The organism is Actinokineospora spheciospongiae, assembly GCF_000564855.1.
Classification (GTDB): domain Bacteria; phylum Actinomycetota; class Actinomycetes; order Mycobacteriales; family Pseudonocardiaceae; genus Actinokineospora; species Actinokineospora spheciospongiae.
The window spans coordinates 69,029-89,406 of sequence record NZ_AYXG01000027.1 but is presented as its reverse complement, the minus strand read 5'-3'; the positions used below and the strand labels follow the sequence as shown (position 1 = coordinate 89,406).

Annotated in this window: 4 protein-coding genes and 1 pseudogene; 1 reads left to right on the top strand and 4 read right to left on the bottom strand. The window is 75.0% G+C overall.

Annotated elements, in window-relative coordinates:
- The 4 genes and pseudogenes from UO65_RS03540 to UO65_RS03525 form a co-directional block, all read right to left on the bottom strand.
- Positions 1 to 2,788 (bottom strand): type I polyketide synthase (locus UO65_RS03540; protein ID WP_411431343.1); only part of this gene is annotated, 2,788 nt, incomplete at its 3' end.
- Positions 2,789 to 2,928: 140 nt separating this feature from the next.
- Positions 2,929 to 14,676: pseudogene (locus UO65_RS35435) on the bottom strand (SDR family NAD(P)-dependent oxidoreductase); the annotation flags it as partial.
- 107 nt (positions 14,677 to 14,783) lie between these two features.
- Entirely contained in the window at positions 14,784 to 15,770 is a 987-nt protein-coding gene (locus UO65_RS03530; RefSeq protein ID WP_200873295.1) for an ACP S-malonyltransferase, read from the bottom strand.
- A gap of 231 nt (positions 15,771 to 16,001) precedes the next feature.
- On the bottom strand, positions 16,002 to 18,704 hold the full coding sequence (locus UO65_RS03525) for a helix-turn-helix transcriptional regulator (RefSeq protein WP_152551963.1): 2,703 nt from the start codon (positions 18,702 to 18,704) through the stop codon (positions 16,002 to 16,004).
- A gap of 462 nt (positions 18,705 to 19,166) precedes the next feature.
- Here UO65_RS03525 and UO65_RS03520 point away from each other — a divergent pair, with 462 nt between their 5' ends.
- On the top strand, positions 19,167 to 20,291 hold the full coding sequence (locus UO65_RS03520; RefSeq protein ID WP_035278646.1) for a hypothetical protein: 1,125 nt from the start codon (positions 19,167 to 19,169) through the stop codon (positions 20,289 to 20,291).
- Positions 20,292 to 20,378: the final 87 nt, after the last annotated feature.

Below are 20,378 nucleotides of genomic sequence, written 5' to 3'. Positions count from 1 at the left end.
GGGCGGTGCCGCGCACGGCGTGCTCGGCCAGCCAGGGGTGGGTGCGGGTGGACAACCGCCCGGTGAGCACCACCCCGCCGGGGACCTCGACCGCCGCGCCGAGCAGGGGGTGCCCGGCACCGACCTGGCCCAGGCCGGTGACGTCGGTGGCGCCGCCGCCGTCGAGCCAGTACCGCTCGCGCTGGAAGGCGTAGGTGGGCAGGTCGACCGGCACCCCACCCGGGTCGGGCCAGGTGACCGGAACACCGTGGGCGAACAGGAGCCCGGCGCTGGCGAGGAACCGGTCCAGCCCGCCCTCACCGCGCCGCAGCGACCCGACGGCCACCGCCTCCACCGTGTCCTCAATGGACATGGTCAGCACCGGGTGCGCACTCGCCTCGACGAAGGCACCGAAACCCTCGGCAGCGAGCGCCCGCACACCCTCCTCGAACCGGACCGTGTTGCGCAGGTTCTCGTACCAGTACTCGGCGTCCACAGCCGCAGTGCTGATCCACTCCCCCGTCACCGTCGAGAAGAACGGCACCTCGGGGACACGCGGCTCGATCCCGGCCAACGCCGAAACCACCTCACCCCGAATCGCTTCCACCTGCGCCGAGTGCGAGGCGTAATCCACCGGGATCACCCTCGCCCGAACCTCCCGGGCCTCACACGCGGCAACCAGCGCCGACAACCCCTCCGGGTCACCGGAAACCACCACGGCCGAAGGACCGTTGACCGCAGCCACCGACACACCCGGGTAGTCCGCCAGCAATTCCCGCACCTGATCCACGGGCAACGCCACCGACACCATCCCGCCACGACCAGCCAGACCGCCCGCGATCGCCCGGCTGCGCAGCACAACAACCTTCGCCGCATCCTCCAGCGACAACGCACCCGAAACAGCGGCAGCCGCGATCTCACCCTGCGAATGACCCAGCACCGCACCCGGCTCAACCCCGAGCGAACGCCACAACCCCGCAAGAGCAACCATCACGGCAAAAAGCACCGGCTGGACGACATCCACCCGCTCCAACGCGGACTCGTCGCCCAGAACACCGGCGACCTTCCAGTCCACCGAGCTCTCAACCGCAGCCGAGCACTCACCGAACAGCCGGGCGAACTCCGGCGACTGCCCGACAAGGTCCCGGGCCATCCCCACCCACTGCGAACCCTGACCGGGGAACACGAACACCGGCCCGGTTCCGCCGGACACGCGCCGACCGGCCACCGGCAGGTCGGCCAACCCGGCCAGCAGGGCCTCCCGGTCGCCACCCGCGACCACGGCCCGGTGCTCGAACACCGCCCGCCCCAGCAGGGTCGCGGCCACGTCGGCGGGCGCCAGGTCGGGGTGGTCACCGAGGAAAGCGGCCAGCCGCCCGGCCTGCGCCCGCAGCGCCTCCGGTGTCTTGGCCGACAGCACCCACGGCACCACACCGCCCCCGGCGGTCGGGGCGACCGGCTCGGGTTCGTGCTCCAGCACGACGTGGGCGTTGGTGCCGCTCATCCCGAACGACGACACCCCCGCCCGGCGCGGCCGGTCCACCTCCGGCCACGGCCGGTTCTCCACCAGCAGCTCCACCGCGCCCGCCGACCAGTCGACCTGCTCGGAGGGCCGGTCCACGTGCAGGGTCCTGGGCAGCACCCCGCGGCGCATCGCCTCGACCATCTTGATCACACCGGCCACCCCGGCGGCGGCCTGGGTGTGCCCGACGTTCGACTTGACCGACCCCAGGTACAGCGGTTCCGAGCGGTCCTGCCCGTAGGTGGCCAGCAGGGCTTGGGCCTCGATCGGGTCACCCAGGGTGGTGCCGGTGCCGTGCGCCTCGACGGCGTCCACGTCGGCCGGGGCCAGGCGGGCGTTGTCCAGCGCGGCCCGGATCACCCGCTGCTGCGACGGCCCGTTCGGCGCGGTCAGCCCGTTCGACGCGCCGTCCTGGTTGACCGCCGTCCCCCGCACCACCGCCAACACCCGGTGCCCGTTGCGACGAGCATCCGACAGCCGCTCCACCACCAGGACACCGACACCCTCACCCCACCCGGTGCCGTCAGCGGCATCCGCGAACGCCTTGCACCGACCATCGGCGGCCAACCCGCGCTGACGGCTGAAATCGATGAAGGTGTCGGGCGTGGCCATGATCGTCGCCCCGGAGGCCAGGGCCAGGTCGCACTCCCCCTGCCGCAACGACTGCACCGCCAGGTGCAGCGACACCAGCGACGACGAACACGCCGTGTCCACGGTGACCGCCGGGCCCTCGAACCCCAGGGTGTAGGCGATCCGGCCGGAGGCGATGCTGCCGGACGTGCCGGTGCTCAGGTAGCCCTCCAGCCCGTCCGGGGCGCCGTCGAGGCCCGGGAAGTAGTCGGTGCTCATCACACCCGCGAACACACCTGTGGCGCTGCCGCGCAGCGAACCCGGGTCCACACCCGCGTCCTCCAGCGCCTCCCAGGAAGCCTCCAGCAACACCCGCTGCTGCGGGTCCATCGCCAACGCCTCACGCGGCGAGATGCCGAAGAAGGCCGCGTCGAACTCGGCGGCCTCGTGCAGGAAGCCGCCCTCCCTGGCGTAGGTGCGCCCGGCGGCCTCGGGGTCGGCGTCGTAGAGCGCGTCGGCGTCCCAGCCGCGATCGGTGGGGAACCCGCCGATCGCGTCCACCCCGCCCGCGACCAGGTCCCACAGCTGCGCGGGTGAGGACACCCCGCCCGGGAAGCGGCAGGCCATGCCCACGATGGCGATCGGCTCGCGGGCGGCCTGCACGAGCTGCCGGTTCTGCTTGCGCAGCTGCTCGACCTCCTTGAGCGAGGAGCGCAGCGCGTCGAGCAGTTGGTCGGGAGAGGTGGCCATCAGCAGCTCCTCGGTCGGGCACGGCCAGGCCGTGGTGCGGAGGTCTCAGTCGATGAGAGCCGTGGTCGGGGTGCGGTCGCCGGGGACGCGGGCTTTCGGGACACGGCCTAGTCCTGGTTCCCGAGCGCCAGCCGGATGAGCCGGTCGGCGTCCATCGCGTCGATCGAGTCCTCGGGGTCGGTGTCGCCCGCGTCGTCGGCGGGGTCGTCCTGGGCGAGGCCGGTCAGCCGCAGCAGCGCGTCGAGCAGGCCCTCCTCGCGGAAGCGGGCCAGCGGGGTGGCGGCCAGGGCGGCGCGCAGGGCCACCTCGACCGGGTCGCCCTGCGGTGCCGCCGCTGCCGCCGGGGCGAGCTGGGCGCGCAGGCGCGCGGCCAGCGCCGCCGGGCTGGGGTAGTCGAAGACGAGGGTGGCGGGCAGCCGCTCCCCGGTGGCCCCGGTGAGCCGGTTGCGCAGCTCGACGGCGGTCAGCGAGTCGAAGCCCAGCTCCTTGAACGCCTGCCCGGGGTCGACGGCGGCGGGGTCGGCGTGGCCGAGGACGGTGGCGACCTCGCCGCGCACCAGGTCCAGCACCAGCGCGTCCTGTTCCTCGGCCGAGCGGCCCGCGAGCCGCTGGGCCAGGGATTCCGCGCCGCCGCCCGCCGAGGCGGTGCGCCGCCCGGCCGCACCGGCCAGGCCGCGCAGCACCGGGTCGGGGTGGGCGGGCAGCCTGCGCGGGTCCAGCCGCATCGGCGCCAGCAGCGGTTCGTCCACCGCCAGCGCCAGGTCGAGCAGGGCCAGGGCGTCGGCGGTGCCGAGCGGGGCCATGCCGGAGCGGCGCATCCGCTCGACGTCGGTGTCGGTCAGGTGCGCGGTCATCCCGGACCGCTGCTCCCACAGCCCCCACGCCAGGGACGCGGCGGGCAGGCCGTGGGCACGGCGGTGGGCGGCCAGGGCGTCGAGGAAGGCGTTCGCCGCCGCGTAGTTGCCCTGCCCGGCGTCACCGAAGGTCGCGGCGACGGAGGAGAACAGGATGAACGCGGCCAGGTCCAGGTCGCGGGTCAGCTCGTGCAGCACCACGGCCGCGTCGACCTTGGGGCGCATGACCCGTTCCAGGCGCTCCGGGGTGAGCGAGGTGAGCAGGCCGTCGTCGAGGACCCCGGCGGTGTGCACCACACCGGACAGCGGGACCTCCAACGACCCCAGCACCTTCGCCACCGCAGCACGGTCTGCGGCATCGCATGCCTCGACCCGCACCCGCGCACCCAGCGACTCCAACTCCGCGACCAGCTCCGGCGCGCCCTCGGCGGTCACCCCACGGCGGCTCAGCAACACCAGGTCCCGCACGCCGTGCTCGGCCACCACGTGCCGGGCGATCTCCCCGCCGAGGACACCGGTCCCGCCGGTGATCAACACCGTGCCACCGGCCATGCCGCGCGGAACGGTGAGCACCAACTTGCCGGTGTGCCTGGCCTGGCTGAGGAACCGGAACGCCTCCGGCGCCCGCCGCACGTCCCACGCCCGGATCGGGTGCGGGCGCAGCACTCCCCGGTCGAGCAGGGACAGGACCTCGTCGAGCATGGTCTGGATGCGGTCGTTGGGCGCGTCGCTGATGTCGAAGGCCCGGTAGTCCACCCCGGCGTGCTCGGCGGCGACGGCCTGCGGGTCGCGGATGTCGGTCTTGCCCATCTCCAGGAACCGACCACCACGCGGCAGCAGCCGCAAGGAGGCGTCCACGAACTCACGGGCCAGCGAGTCCAACACCACGTCCACACCCGCGCCACCGGTGGCACCGAGCACCTTGTCCTCGAAGTCCAGGGTCCGCGACGAGGCGATCCGATCCTCGGTGAAACCCATGCCGCGCAGCACATCCCACTTGCCCGGGCTGGCGGTGGCGAACACCTCCGCCCCCAGGTGCCGGGCGATCTGCACCGCCGCCATGCCCACACCACCGGTCGCCGCGTGCACCAGCAACCGCTCCCCGGCCCGCAGGCGGGCCAGGTCCACCAACCCGTAGTAGGCGGTGAGGAACACGACCGGGACGGTCGCGGCCTGCGCGTCGGACAGGCTGTCGGGGGTGCGGGCCAGGCGCAGCCGGTCGGCCACCGCGACGGGCCCGAAGGAACCGTCGAACAGGCCCATCACCCGGTCGCCGGGCACCAGGTCGTCCACGCCGGGGCCGACCTCCAGCACCACGCCCGCGCCCTCGCTGCCGAGCAGGTCGTAGCCGGGGTACTCGCCCAGGGCGATGAGCGGGTCGCGGAAGTTCATCCCCGCCGCCCGCACCCCGACCCGCACCTGACCGGGCGCCAGCGGCGCCACGGCGGCCGGGGAGTCGGCCAGCACCAGGTTCTCCAGGGTGCCGGTGGCGCTGACCTCCAGCCGCCACGTCTGCGAACCCGTGGGCGGCACCAGCGCCGCCGTGGTCGCGCCCCGGGCGAACCTCGGCGTGCGCACCACCCCGTCGCGCAGGGCCAACTGGGGTTCGTCGGTGGCCAGGGCCGCGGCGAGCGCACCCGCCGCGGGCGCCTGGGCGGTCGCCGGGTCGAGGTCGAGCAGCACGATCCGGCCCGGGTTCTCCGCCTGCGCCGAACGCAGCAGACCCCACGCGGCGGCGTGCGCCAGGTCGGTCGGGTCGTCCCCGGCTCCGGTGCTCACCGCGCCCCGGGTGGTGACCACGAGCCGGGCGGCGGCCGTGGCGTCGACGTCCAGCCAGGTCCGGACGAAGGCCAGCACACCCTGCGTGGCGGCGTGGGTGGCGTCCACCAGGTCCCCGTCCGCGGCGGGCAGCGGGGCGAACACCACCGGCGGCACCGGCCGGGCGAGCAGGGCGGGGAGGTCGACGGCGGTGTCCACGGCCGCGCCACCCGCCTTGAGCAGGTCGTGCAGCCCGAGGGCGTCGGTGCCCAGCACGGCGCACGGCTGCGGGTCGGCGGGCTCGGCGGTCAGGGCGGGCCAGTCCACCCGGAACAGCGACGACCACGCCGCCGAGGCCGGGGCGAGCTGGTCGGTGCTGACCGGGCGCAGCGCCAGCGCGGCCACGGTCGCCACCGGCTGCCCGGCGGGGTCGGCCAGCGCCAGGGCAAACGCCCCGGTGCCGGACGGCGCCAGCCGGACCCGCAGGGCGCGAGCACCGGCGGCGTGCAGGGTCACGCCCTCCCAGGAGAACGGCAGGCCCAGCGCCTCGGGGTTCTCGGCGCTGTCGACTCCCAGGCCGAGGGCGTGCAGGGCCGCGTCCAGCAGGGCCGGGTGCAGGCCGAACCGGTCGGCGGGCACGTCGTCGGGCAGTTCCACCTCGGCGAAGACCTCGGCGCCGCGCCGCCACACCGCGCGCAACCCCTGGAAGGCCGGGCCGTAGTGGTAACCCTGGTCAGCCAGGTCCGCGTAGGCGCTGTCGGTGTCGACGCGCCGGGCACCTGCGGGCGGCCACTGGTCGAGCACGGCCCCGGTCGGGGCGTCGGCGGTGAGCGCGCCCACGGCGTGCTGCGTCCACGGGTCGTCCCCGACCCTGGAGTGGACCTCCACCCGCTGCTCGGCGTCGACGACCACGCGCAGGTCCACCGCGCCGTCCTCGGGCAGCACCAACGGCGCCTGCAAGGTTAGGTCGGCCACGTGCGGCAGGCCCACCTGGTCCCCGGCGCGCACGGCCAACTCCACGAACGCCGTGCCCGGCAGCAACACCGAACCCAGCACGGCATGGTCGGCCAGCCACGGGTGGGTGCGCAGCGACAGCCGCCCGGTGAGGACAACGCCGTCCGGCACCTCGACGGCCGCCCCGACCAGCGGGTGGTCGGCGTCGTCGAGGCCGAGCGCGCCCACGTCCCCGGCCCCGGTGCCCGCGTCGAGCCAGTAGTGCTCGTGCTGGAAGGCGTAGGTGGGCAGGTCCACGTGCGCACCCGGACCACCGAAGAACGCCGCCCAATCCACCGAGGCACCCAGCGCGTGGGCCTTGCCCAACCCGGCGACCAGGTTCACCGCTTCCGGCTTGTCCCTGCGCTGCAACGCAACCCCGCCCGTCAAGGCGGTCAGCGACGCATCCGGCCCGACCTCGACCAACACCATCCCCTGCACCTGCTGGATGGCGTCGTGGAACCTGACAGCCCCACGCACCTGCTGTACCCAGTACTCAGGCGAGGTCACCTCAGCACCGATCACCGGCACCTTCGGCTCGTTGTAGACAACCGACTCCGCAACCTCGCGGAACGCCGCCAGCATCGGCTCCATGTGCGCGGAGTGGAACGCGTGACTGGTGTTGAGCCGCTTCGACCGGGGGAACTGCGCCGCCAAAGCCAACACAGCATCTTCGTCACCGGAAACAACAACCGACTCCGCGCCGTTCACCGCCGCGACCGACACACCCTCGGGCAGCTCGATCTCCGACTCCGCAACCGGGATCGCCACCATGGCACCGCCACGCGGCAGCGCCTGCATGAGCGATGCCCTCGCCGCGACCAGCTTGCAAGCGTCTTCCAGCGACCAGACGCCCGCCACATACGCGGCAGCCAGCTCACCGATGGAGTGACCCACGAACGCGTCCGCCCGCACACCCCACGACTCCAGCAACCGCACCACGGCGACCTCGAACGCGAAGATCGCAGGCTGGGCGAACCCCGTGTCCTCAACCGGAAGGTCCGGGATGGACAGGTGCTCGATCACCTCATCCCAGGCCCGGGCGAACACCGGGTACGTCTCGTACAGCTCACGCCCCATACCCAGCCGCTGCGAACCCTGACCGGTGAACACCAACGCCGTCTTCCCCGACCCGGCCACCACCGGCGAGAGCGATCCCAGCCCGGCGACCAACTCCTCCGGCGAGGTACCCACCACGACAGCGCGGTGCTCGAACCGCTGCCGCCCCAACGCCAACGCCGACCCCACCGCGACCGGGTCCACCTCGGTACCGGCCGCCCACTCGGCCAACCGCTCGCCCTGCGCCCGCACCGCCTCCGGCGTCCGCGCCGACACCACCCACGGCACCACCGGCACGGCGGGCACCGGCACCGGTTCGTCGGCGGGCACCCCCTCGACGATCACGTGCGCGTTGGTCCCGCTGATCCCGAACGACGACACCGCCGCCCGCCGCGCCCGCCGCACCTCGGGCCACGGCCGGGCCTCCGTCAGCAGCTCCACGGCCCCTTCGGACCAGTCCACGTGCGGCGACGGCGCATCCACGTGCAGCGTCTTGGGCAGCACCCCGTGCCGCATCGCCAAGACGGCCTTGATCACGCCAGCCACCCCGGCGGCGGCCTGGGTGTGCCCCAGGTTCGACTTCACCGACCCCAACCACAGCGGCTTGGACCGGTCCTGCCCGTAGGTGGCCATGAGCGCCTGTGCCTCGATCGGGTCACCCAGGGTCGTCCCGGTCCCGTGTGCCTCCACCACGTCCACGTCCTGAGTGGACAAACCAGCGTTGGCCAAAGCCTGCCGGATCACCCGCTGCTGCGACGGACCATTCGGCGCCGTCAACCCGTTCGACGCCCCGTCCTGGTTCACCGCAGAACCCCGGACCACGGCCAACACCTGGTGCCCGTTGCGACGAGCGTCCGACAACCGCTCCAGCAGCAGCACACCCACACCCTCGGACCAGCCCACACCGTCGGCCGCCGCCGCGAACGGCTTGGACCGCCCGTCGGCGGCCAGCCCGCGCTGCCTGCTGAAGTCCACGAAGACCTCCGGCGTGGACAGGACGGTCACACCCCCGGCCAACGCCAGGTCGCACTCCCCCTGCCGCAACGACTGCGCCGCCAAGTGCAACGCCACCAACGACGACGAACACGCCGTGTCCACGGTGACCGCAGGACCCTCGAACCCGAAGGTGTAGGACACGCGACCGGAGACCACGCTGGCGGCGCTGCCGTTGCCCAGGAAGCCTTCCAGGTCCTCGGGCACGCTGCGCAGGCGCGCGGCGTAGTCGTGGTACATCACCCCGGCGAACACGCCCGTCCGGCTGCCGCGCAACCCGGACGGGTCCAGCCCGGCCCGCTCCAGCACCTCCCACGAGGCCTCCAGCAGCACCCGCTGCTGCGGGTCCATCGCCAGCGCCTCCCGGGGCGACACCCCGAAGAACGCGGCGTCGAAGTCGGGGGCGTCGGCAAGGAACCCGCCCCGGCGGGTGTAGGTGGTGCCTGGCTTGTCGGGGTCCGGGTCGTACAGGGCCTCGACGTCCCAGTCGCGGTTCGCGGGGAAGTCGGAGGTGGCGTCGCGGCCGTCGAGCAGGGCCGCCCACAGGTCCTCCGGCGAGCCGACCCCGCCGGGGTACCGGCAGCTCATCGCCACCACGGCGATCGGTTCGTCAACCCCGACCGCCGCGACCGCCGCAACGGGGGCGGCGGCCGGGGCGCCTGCCAGGTCGGCCAGCAGCCGTTCGGCCAGCGCACCCGGCGTCGGGTGGTCGAACACCAGGGTCGCGGGCAGGCGCGAGCCGGTCAGCGCGGACAGCCGGTTGCGCAACTCCACCGCGGTCAGCGAGTCGAACCCGAGGTCCTTGAACGCACCACCCTCGACGACGGCGGCGGGATCGCCGTGACCGAGCACGGCGGCGACCTCCGCGCGGACCAGGTCGAGCACGGCAGCGCGGCGCGCGTCGGCACCCAGCCCGGCCACCGCCCCGGCCAGGCCACCGACCTCCCCGGCAACCGAGGCGGAAGCGCGGCGGACCCGGGACCGGACCAGACTGCGCAGCACCGATGGCACGTCCCGCACCCGGGCGGGCTCCAACCGCATCGGCAGCAGCGCGGCCCGATTCCCGGAGGTGGCCAGGTCGAACAGGGCGAGCGCGTCCTCGGTGCCCAGCGGGCCGGTCCCGGACCGCCGCATGCGCTCGACGTCGGCCTCCGACAGCGCGGCGGTCATCCCGGACCGCTGCTTCCAGAACCCCCACCCGAGGGAGACGGCGGGCCGCCCGGCGGCCCGCAGGTGCGCGGCGTAGGCGTCGAGGGCGGCGTTGGCGGCGGCGTAGTTGCCCTGCCCCGCGTCCCCGAAGGTGGCGGCACTGGAGGAGAACAGCACGAACGCCGACAGCGGCCCGGCCAACTCGGCCAGGTGCGCGGCCCCGTCCACCTTGGGCCGCAGCACGGCGGCAACGCGCTCCGGGGTCAACGCCTCCACCACACCGTCGTCGAGCACCCCCGCCGCGTGCACGACAGCGGTGACCGGGTGCGCGGCCAACAGCGCGGCAACCTGCTCCCGCTCAGCGACATCACACGCCGCGACAACGACATCCGCGCCCAGCCCGGCCAACTCGGCGGCCAGTTCGGGGGCGTGCCCGGAGCGGCTGGTCAACACCAGCCTGCGCACACCGCACGCGGTGACCAGGTGGCGGGCCAACAGCCCACCGAGGGTGCCGGTGCCACCGGTGATGAGCACGGTGTCGCCCGCGGTGATGCCGGTGCCGGCAGCACCAGGGGTGCCAGCGGCGCCAAAGATGCCAGCGGCGGCGGTGCCGGAGGGGGCGATAGTGCCGAAGGTGCCGGCGATGCCGGTGCCGGGGGTGCCGGGGGTGAGGGTGCCGGTGCCGGGGGTGCCGGGGGTGGGGGTGCCGGGGGTGGCGGTGGCGGTGCCGGGGGTGGCGGCAGTGGTCGGGGCGGCGGTGTCGGTGCCGGTGATGCCGGGGGCGGGGGTGCGGGCGATCCTCGGCACGAGGTGGTGTCCGCCGCGCACGGCCACCTGCGGCTCGTCGCCCGCGCACGCCGCCAGGTCGGCCGGGGTCGGGGCGGCGTCGGTGTCGGGGTCGAGGTCGAGCAGGGCGAAGCGGCCGGGGTGTTCGGTCTGGGCTGAGCGCACCAGGCCCCACGCGGCGGCCAGGGCGGGTGTGGTCGCGCCGGGACCGACCGCGCCCCGGGTGGTGATGACCAGGCGTTCGGGGCGGTCCTGGGCCAGCCAGTCCCCGACCAGTTCCAGCGCGCGCCGGGCGGCCTCGTGGGCGCCTTCGGCGAAGCCGTCCGCCGCGGTGGTCAGCGGGGCCACCACGACCTCGGCCGCCGGGGTGTCCTGGGTGGGGGCGGGCACCCAGTCCAGGTGGAACAGTGGGGCGGTGGGGCTGCCGAACTGGTCGGGTTCGGCGGTGCGCAGGGCCAGTGATCCGGCGGTGAGCAGTGCGGCGCCGGACTCGTCGTGCAGGGTCAGGGTCACCGACCGGTCGCCTGCCCTGGTGATGGTGACCCGGGCGGAACGGGCGCCGGTGGCGTGCAGAGACACGTCCGACCAGGCGAACGGCAGGGCGGGGGCGTCGGTGGCGGGCAGGGCGCCCAGCTCGACGGCGTGCAGGGCGGCGTCGAGCAGGGCCGGGTGCAGGCCGAACCGGGCGGGCTCCACCCCGTCGGGCAGGGTCACCTCGGCGAAGACCTGCTCGCCGCGCCGCCACGCGCGGCGCAGGCCGAGGAAGGCGGGGCCGTAGGCCAGGCCGGTGGCGGCCAGGCGGGCGTGGGTGGTGCTGGTGTCGACCGGTTCGGCGCCCTTGGGCGGCCAGGTGCCCTCGGCGGGCGCGGGGGCCGGGGCGGTGGGGGCGAGCACACCGGAGGCGTGGTGCTGCCAGTCGCCATCGGCGGCGGGATCGCGTTTGGCGTCGGTGCGGGAGTGGACGGCCAGGTCGCGCCTGCCGTGGGTGTCGGCGTCGCCGACCAGGACGCGCAGTTCCACGCCGCCGGATTCGGGCAGGGTGAGGGGGGCGTGCAGGGTCAGTTCCTCGACGTGGGCGCAGCCGACCTCGTCGCCTGCGCGCACCGCCAGTTCCACGAACGCGGTGCCGGGCAGCACGGTGGCTCCCAGGACGACGTGGTCGGCCAGCCAGGGGTGGGTGGTGGTGCTGAGGCGGCCGGTGAGCAGGGCCCCGTCGGTGCCGGGGCGGTCGACCGAGGCGGCCAGCAGCGGGTGGTCGGGGGTGGACAGGCCCGCGGCGGTGACGTCGGTGCCGGGGCGGTCGTGGGCGAGCCAGAAGCTCTCGCGCTGGAACGGGTAGTTCGGCAGCGGCACGCGCCGCCCACCCGCGCCCCCGGCGACGGCCGACCAGTCCACCGCGGCGCCCCGGGTGTGGGCGGTGGCCACGGCGGTGAGCAGGGTGGCGACCTCGGGGCGGTCGCGGCGCAGCAGGGGGACGCAGGCGCCGGGCGGCAGTTCCGGCTGCGCCAGGGCGATCAGCGCGGCGTCCGGCCCGACCTCGACGAAGGTGGTGGCGCCCGCGTCGGCCAGGGCGCGCACGGCGTCGTGGAAGCGGACGGCCTCGCGGACGTGGCTGGTCCAGTAGTCGGGTGAGCCCAGTTCGGCGGCGGTGGCGAGCGCGCCGGTGAGCGTGGAGACCACGGGGGTGGTCGGCTCGGCGTAGTCGAGCACGCGGGCGTACCGGCGGAACTCGGCCAGCACCGGGTCCACCAGCGGCGAGTGGAAGGCGTGCGACACCCGCAGCGCCGTGGTGCGCCTGCCCAGGGCGGCGAAGTGCGCGGCGACCGCCCCCACCTCGCCCGCGACCCCGGAAACCACCACCGACGTCGGCCCGTTGACCGCCGCGACGGCCACACCGGCGGTCAGCACCGGCTCGACCTCCGCCGCCGCGGCCTCGACGGCGGCCATCGCCCCACCGGGCGGCAGCGCGTGCATGAGCCTGCCCCGGGCGGTGACCAGGATCGCCGCGTCCTGCACCGACAGCACCCCGGCGACGTGCGCGGCGGCGACCTCGCCGACGGAGTGGCCCGCCACCAGGTCCGGGTGCAGCCCCCAGGACCCCAGCAGCCGCACCAGGGCGACCTCGACGGCGAACAGCGCGGGCTGGGTGTACCGGGTCTCGTGCACCCGGGGGTCACCGGAGAGGACGACCTCGCGCACCCCGGGGTCGAGGTGGCGGTCCAGGTGCGCGCACACCTCGTCGAAGGCGGCGGCGAACGCGGGGAACGCCGCGTGCAACTCGCGCCCCATCCCCACGCGCTGGGCGCCCTGACCGGTGAACAGGAACGCCACCCGCCCGCCGGGCTCAGGGGCACCGGTGACCGCGTTCGCCGCACTGGCGCCCCCGGCGACGGCGGTGAGGCCCGCGCGGGCCGCGGCGCGGTCGGCGGCCATGACGACGGCGCGGTGCTCCAGGCGGGTCGTCCGGGTGGCCGCCAGGGTCGCGCCCAGGTCAGCGGGATCGGCATCGATGTCGCCCAGCCGCCGGGCCAACTCGCGCAGCGCGGCCTCCGAACGCGCCGACAACACCAGCGCGGCCGGACGCCCGGCACCAGCGCCCGCGGCGGCGAAGTCGGCGCCACCGGTAGCGGCACCGATGCCGACGGCGGCAGCAGAAGCGGTGGCGGCAGCGCTGGGGGCGCCGGGATCGGGGGTGGGTGGGGCCTGTTCCAGGATGACGTGGGCGTTGGTGCCGCTCATGCCGAACGACGACACCCCGGCCCGGCGGGGCCGGTCCAGTTCCGGCCACGGCCGGGCCTCGCCGAGTAGCGACACCGCGCCCGAGGTCCAGTCCACCCTCGGGGTCGGTTCGTCGGCGTGCAGGGAGCGGGGCAGCACCCCGTGCCGCAGCGCCAGCACGGACTTGATCACCCCGGCGACGCCCGCCGCGGCCTGGGTGTGGCCGAGGTTGGACTTCACCGAGCCCAGCCACAGCGGTTGTTCCCGGTCGTGGCCGTAGGCGGCGAGCAGGGCGTTGGCCTCCACCGGGTCGCCCAGCGCGGTGCCGGTCCCGTGCGCCTCGACCATGTCCACATCGGACGGTCGTAGGCCCGCGTCGGCCAGTGCGGCGTGGATGACCCGGCGCTGCGCCCGGCCGTTCGGGGCGGTCAGGCCGTTGCTGGCGCCGTCGGAGTTGATCGCGGTTCCGCGCACCACGGCCAGGACCGGGTGGCCGAGGCGGGTGGCCTCGGAGAGCCGTTGCAGCACCAGGACGCCCGCGCCCTCGGACCAGCCGGTGCCGTCGGCGGAGGCCGAGAACGGCTTGCAACGACCGTCGGCCGACAGGCCGCGTTGGCGGCTGAACGCCAGGAACCCGCCCGGGGACGCCATCACCGCCGCGCCGCCCGCCACCGCCAGGCCGCACTCGCCGCGGCGCAGTGCCCGCACGGCCAGGTGCAGCGCCACCAGCGACGAGGAGCAGGCGGTGTCCACGGTGACGGTGGGGCCCTCGAACCCGAACGCGTAGGCGATCCGGCCGGAGGCGACGCTGCTCGCGGTGCCGGTGAGCAGGTAGCCCTCGGCGCCGTCGGCGGCGTGGGCCAGGCCGGGGCCGTACTCGTGCGACTCGATGCCGACGAACACCCCGGTGTCGCCGCCGCGCAGGCCCAGCGGGTCGATGCCCGCGTTCTCCAGTGCCTCCCAGGTGGTTTCCAGCAGCAGCCGCTGCTGGGGGTCCATCGCGGTGGCCTCGCGCGGGGAGATGCCGAAGAACGCCGCGTCGAAGCGGTCGGCGTCGTGCAGGAAGCCGCCGCGGCGGGTGTAGGTGGTGCCGGGGGTGTCGGGGTCGGGGTCGTGGAGGGCGTCGAGGTCCCAGCCGCGGTTCGACGGGAAGTCGGAGGTGGCGTCGCGGCCCTCGGCGACCAGGTCCCACAGGTCGTCCGGGGACGCCACGCCGCCGGGGAAGCGGCAGCCCGCGGCGACGATGGCGATCGGGTCGTCCTCGTCGACGGGCCGGGTGACCGAGCCGGGGGTGGTGTCCTCGGTGCCGGTGAGCACGGTGTGCAGGTGCGCGGCCAGCGCGGCCGGGGTGGGGTGGTCGTAGACCAGGGTCACCGGCAGCGCCACCCCCAGTTCGGCCACCAGCCGCCGGTGCAGGTCGACCGCGGCCAGGGAGTCGAAGCCCAGGTCGAGGAACGCCGCGTCGGGGGCGGGGGCGGCCGGGGCCTGCGGGTCCTTGGCCAGCAGCACCTCCCCCACGCGCGTGCGGACGAGGTCGAGCAGGGCCGCGACACCACCGAGATCGCTCATCAAAGCTCCACAACGCGAGTGGGGGGAGGCGGGCGGAGGCGCCCGCGCCCGACGCTAACAACGGACCGGGGTGCCACGACCCCCTAGCGCGACCGCCCGGACCCGGAAACCGCGGCGGGGTCCCCCAGCACGGCGCGCAGCGCACCCTTGGGGTCCACCTTGACCAGTTCGAACGCCCGGCTGCACCGGACCCGGGTGAACGGGCTCTCCGGGCCGGGGAACCACGCGGTGCCGACACCCAGGCCCGCCAGCGCCGCCGCGGCGGCGGGCCAGTCCAGCGGCCGGTCGAACGTGCCCAGCAGCATCGCGCGCAGCGCGTCCGCCGTGGTCACCAGCGAGCCGTCCACATCGGACACGACGGGCAGCAGCGGGTCGGTGAGGGCGAACCCGTCGAGCACCCGTTCGGCGCGCTCGCGCAGCGGTCGCAGCACCGGGGCGTGCACCGGCGGCCACATGGTCTGCATGTTGTACCCGCCCGCCGCGCTGACCGCCGCCTTGAGCGCGTCGAGGCCGTCGCGGGGCAGGGTGAGCAGGTGGAAGTCGTGGTCGAGCGCCCCGGAGGGCGCGGTCTCGTGGCCCGCCTCGGCCAGTTCGGCCCGCAGGTCGGCCACCTCGTCGACGCCCACCCGCACGAACGAGTGGGTGACCAGGTCCCCCTGCCGCTCGGCGAAGTACTCGTGCTCGCACACCGCCAGCGCCGAGGTCAGCCGCACGGCGTCACCGAACGGCAGCGCCCCCGTGAACGCGACGGCGGCCTTGTGCCCGAAGCTCGGCGCGGCGCACACGCCGGGCACCAGCCCGCCCTCGGTCACCGCCCGGTCCGCCAGCGCCGTCGAGGCGACCATGAACGCCACCTGCGCCTGCACCGAGTAGTCGCCGCCGTCGTCCCAGTACCGGTCGAGCAGGCTGTACCCCAGGGCGTCGTCGGCTTCGGCCACCCGCGCCCCGGCGAACGGGTCGAGGGTGAGGAAGCGCCCCAGCACGGGGAACCCGGCCTGCGCCATGCCGGGGAACACGACCGCGGTCCTGACCGCCGCCGGGCTGTTGGCCACCGAGCCGTTGGTTCCCACCTGTGTTCTCCCCCGCGTCCACGGCACCGACCTGGTCGACGTCGGTCGACCCTGGCGAGGCTATGCGCGGGAATGGGGAGGGAAGCCCCCTACCCGGCCCCCCTAGGACCTGTTCTCGGCCCGACGGGAAAGGCGATCCGGGGGAACTCGACCCGGTACCGGTACCGAATGCCGGATAAGCGCAAGGGGGCTGTCCGGAACAGGACAGCCCCCTTCCGACGAGCGAAAGGACTACGGCGCGACCGAGGTGCACAGTTCGGCGGGCAACCCGTCCCGCCCCCTCACGTTCAGCTTCCGGTAGACCCGGGTCAGGTGCTGTTCGACCGTGCTCACGGTGATGTAGAGCCGCCCGGCGATCTCGCGGTTGGTCAGCCCGGCGGCGGCCAGCTTGGCCACGCGGAACTCCGCGTCGCTGAGCAGCGTGGGCGGCAGGGCCGGGGCCGGGTCGGCGGTGTGGTCGTCGGGGTACTCGGCGGCCAGGGCGCGCAGGAGGGTCTCGGCGCCCGCGTCCTCGGCGAGGGTGGCGGCCACCCGGAACACCGTGCGGGCCCGGCGGTGGTCGCCGCAGGCGCGGTGGGCCTCGCCGAGGGCGGCCTGGGCTCCCGCCAGCTCGTACTGGTCGCCGCTCTCCTGGAGTTCGTCCACCGCCCGGCGCAGCAGGTGGGGGCGGTCGGCGACCTCGGCGGTGGCGGCGCGCAGCCGCATGGCCGCGCCCCGGACCCGGGGGTGGCGGTGGCGCAGGGCGGTGAGCTGCTCGTCGATGAGCTTGCGGGCCTTCTCGCGCTTGCCCAGGGCGTGGTAGGCGTCGGCGGCGCGCAGCCGCCACGGGGCCAGGCCCGGAGCGTCGACGCCCCAGGCCACCATGAGCTGGCCGACCACCAGGAAGTCGCCGAGCGCGGCGTGCACGTGGCCGCGGGCGCGGTGGTACTCGCCGCGGGCGCACAGGTAGCGCAGGCCGTGGCGGGTGTCGAAGACCTCGTCCGGCACCGGCTCGGCGAGGGCCGCGGCGGCGGCGTCGAGGTCGCCCCTGGCGGTGGTGGCGGCCACCAGGACCCCGAGGGGTTCGGCGATGGCCGTGCCCCACACCTGCCGGTGGACGGCGGTGAGGGCGGCGCGGGCGGCGGTCTCCGCCCCGGCCAGGTCGCCCCGGCGCAGGGCGATCTCCGCGCGCCAGGACAGCAGCCTGGCCCGCCAGGTGTCGGCGCCCTGCGCCTCGGCCTCGGCCAGCAGCGCCGCGCACACCTCGGCGGGGGTGTCGAGGCGCTCGGCGTAGACCAGGGCCAGCAGGGCGCTCTCCACCTGCTCGAAGGACTCGGCCGACAGCCTGGCCTCGCGCAGCACCTCCTCGGCCACGGCCAGGGAGTCCGGGTCGGCCCAGTTGGCCAGCACGTCGGCCAGGGCGTCGGCGGCCCGGCCCAGCGGGTCGGCGGGCACGGCGGTGGCCGGGTCCCGGCGCCGGGGCGGCACCGGGCCGCCGGGCAGGGCGGTCGGGTGGGAGCAGGCGGTGAGCAGCCGGGTCACGGCCAGGTCGGCGGCGGCGCGGCCCCGGGCGGGGACGGCGTCGACCGCCGCCCACGCCTCGGTCAGCTCGGCGCCCGCGCCGTAGCGCATGAGGTAGCGCAGCATGGCCGCGGTGTGCCTGCCGCCGGAGCGGGCGTGGGACAGGGCGGCGGCCACGTGCTCGGCGCGGCGGGCCGGGGTGGGTGTCCCGGACTGCCACTCCAGGCCGAGCAGGCGCACGGCGGCCTCGGCGCGCTCGCGCTCGTCGCCGGTGCGGTCGTGGGCCAGTCGCAGGTAGTCGTGGGCGCGGGCCCGGTCCCCGCTGCTCTGGGCCTGCTGGGCGGCCTCGCGCAGCAGGCCGGTCATCCACGGCTCGGAGGCGTCGCCGAGGGCGACGAGGTGGTCGGCGACGGCCACCGCGGGGGCGCCCCGGTTGTTGAGCAGGGCGGCGGCCCTGGCGCGCAGCCCGGCCAGGTCGGCGGCCGGGTCGGCCAGCACGGCCGCGCGCAGCGCCGGGTGGGCCAGGGCGCCGTCGCGCACCAGGTGGGCGGCGGTCAGGTCGCGCAGGGCGGTGGCCGCGGTGTCGGCGTCGGCGCCGACCAGGTCGCCGAGCAGGGCGTGGTCGGCGGGCCCGTCGACCACGGCCAGGCCCCCGGCGACGCGGGCGGCGGGGTCGCCGAGGCGGCGCAGGGTGTCGGCGACGGCGCGGGCGTAGGCGGGGCCGTCCCCGGGGGCGGCACCGCAGGCGGCGTCGGCGAGCAGGGCCAGCAGCAGCCGGGGCAGGCCGAGGCAGGCGGCCAGTCCGTCGACCGGTGCGGGTCCGGCCACGGCGGCGACCTCGTCGGCCGTCAGCGGCGCGAGGTCGACGGGCACCGCGTGCGGCTGGTCGGCCACCAGCTCGCGCAGGCACTCGGCGCGGCGGTCGTCCGCGCGGGCGGGCGCGTGGCGGTCGTGGGCGAGGACGACGACGACCCCGGCGGCGCGCAGGCGGCGCGAGAGCAGCAGCAGGCACCGCAGGGAGGCGGTGTCGGCGTGGTGCACGTCGTCCACGGTCACCAGCAGGGGTGCGCCCCGGCGGGCGGTGAGGACGAGGCAGAGGTCCAGCACGGACGCCACCGGCGGTTCACCGCTCGCCGGAGCCGCCCGCAGCGCGGCGCTGACCCGCTCGATCTCGGCTGGGGTGAGGTCCACCCCAGCCAGGAGCTGACCGACGAGGCCGAAGGGCAGGTCCCGCTCGGCGCGGCTGCCCTCGGCTTCGAGCACGTGGAAGCCCCGCTCGCGGGCCAGGTCCCGCACCCGCTCCAGGAACCGGGTCTTGCCGCCCCCGACGGCCCCCGACACCACGGCGAGCCCACCGCGGCCCGTCTCGGCGGAGTCCAACAGGTCCCCGACGACCGGGACCGCGTGCTCGACCGACACACTCGCTGATGCCACCCGTACTTCCCCCCACCCCGAATGAACGACTTCGTCATGCACTGAGTTCAGGCGTTCAATTGCGGAGAGTCACCTCTATGCTGCAAAGCGTGCCTGAATACGGTGACCGTATCAGGGTCGAACGGTGCTGGTCAGGGAATTGGCCACTATAGGAACTGTTTGTAGGGGTTGACCCGATCACCCCGATTAACCCCGATAACCCTTACCCGCCAACCCCGATCGCACGCGGCCCCGGCACGGGCGGTAATGAGTCCGCAGCGGTCGGTGAATAGCCCCCGGAAAACCGAAGTGCCCGGTGGGAACATCCCTCACCGGGCACTGGCGGTGTCACCGCCAGTGCGTGTTCCAGGTGTGGCGCGACTGGACGTCGACGACCCGACACTGGTCGGAATGGCGGTATGCGGATATTGGCGTTATCTGAATGATCGGGTGCACTGTTCCGATCGTCAGGGAGGAGTTCTGGTGCGCAGAGCGATCACGCTCGCCGTCGTGGCGGGTGTTGTGCTGGTGGGGGCGTCCCCCGCCGCGGCGGCGGGCCGCGTCCAGGAGTTGCCGGTGCCCGCGGGCACGTCCACGTTGGGCAGCCCGCGGGTGAACGGGGGCGGCTACGCCTGGACCGTGTCGACTTCGTCGAGCACGGACAAAGCCGTGGTGTGGCACCGGGGGACGCCGCGGGTGCTGGAGCCGGACGCGGTGTCGAGCACCGTCCACGACGTGAACGACCGGGGGCTCGCCGTAGGCAGCCACGTGCCGCAGGGCGGGTCGCTCACCCGGGCCGCCGTGTGGCAGGACGGGCGGCGCACCGACGTCGGCGGTCCGTACTCCCAGGCGGTCGCGGTCGGCGAGGACGGCCGGGTGCTGGTGACGACCTACGTCCCCGAGCGCGGGGAGCGGCTGGAGGTGTGGCAGCGGGGGCGGTCCGAGGTGCTCTACGAAGGCCCCCAGGGCGGCGGCTACCCCCTGCTGGGCGACGGGGGGCACGTGGTGCACAACGTGGTCGACGCGAACGGCGACACCGTCGTGCGCGAGTGGGACAAGCGCGGCCGGGTCGTGGCCGACCTCAAGGCCCCGGCCGAGTACTACGGGCTCTCGCCGCTCACCGTGAACCGCCGCGGCGACATCGCGTTCCAGACGAGCAAGGGCTACCCGAACTTCCGGGTGCTCGTGTGGCAGGACGGGGTGTTCAGCGACCCGGGCAGCCTCCCGTACGCGCAGCTCACCCACCTGAACTACCTGGACCCGTTCTTCCACACCTTCCTCAACGACCGCGGCGAACTGGCCTACGTCTCCGGCAACCGCGTCTTCCGCTGGCACGCGGGCGTCCTCACCGACCTCACCCCCGACGCGGGCTACGGCGACCTCCCCTACATCGCGGGCATCAACAACCGCGGTGACATCGCCGCCCGCTACACCACCGCCGACGGCACCGCGCGCAGCCGCGTCTTCTCCCGCGACGGCACGGTCGTGGACGTCACCGGCCTGCCCGGGAGCACCCGCTTCCTGATCTCCGGCCTCAACCCCGACCGCAAGGAGGTGGTGGGGATCGACTTCAGCGGCGACACCCGCTTCTTCCTCCAGCGGTTCTGACCCCCGCGGGCCGGCCCGGTACGGGACCAGCACGGTGGGACGCGGAGACCTCCGGGCCCGGTGGATGGCGTCGCGACCACCACCGCA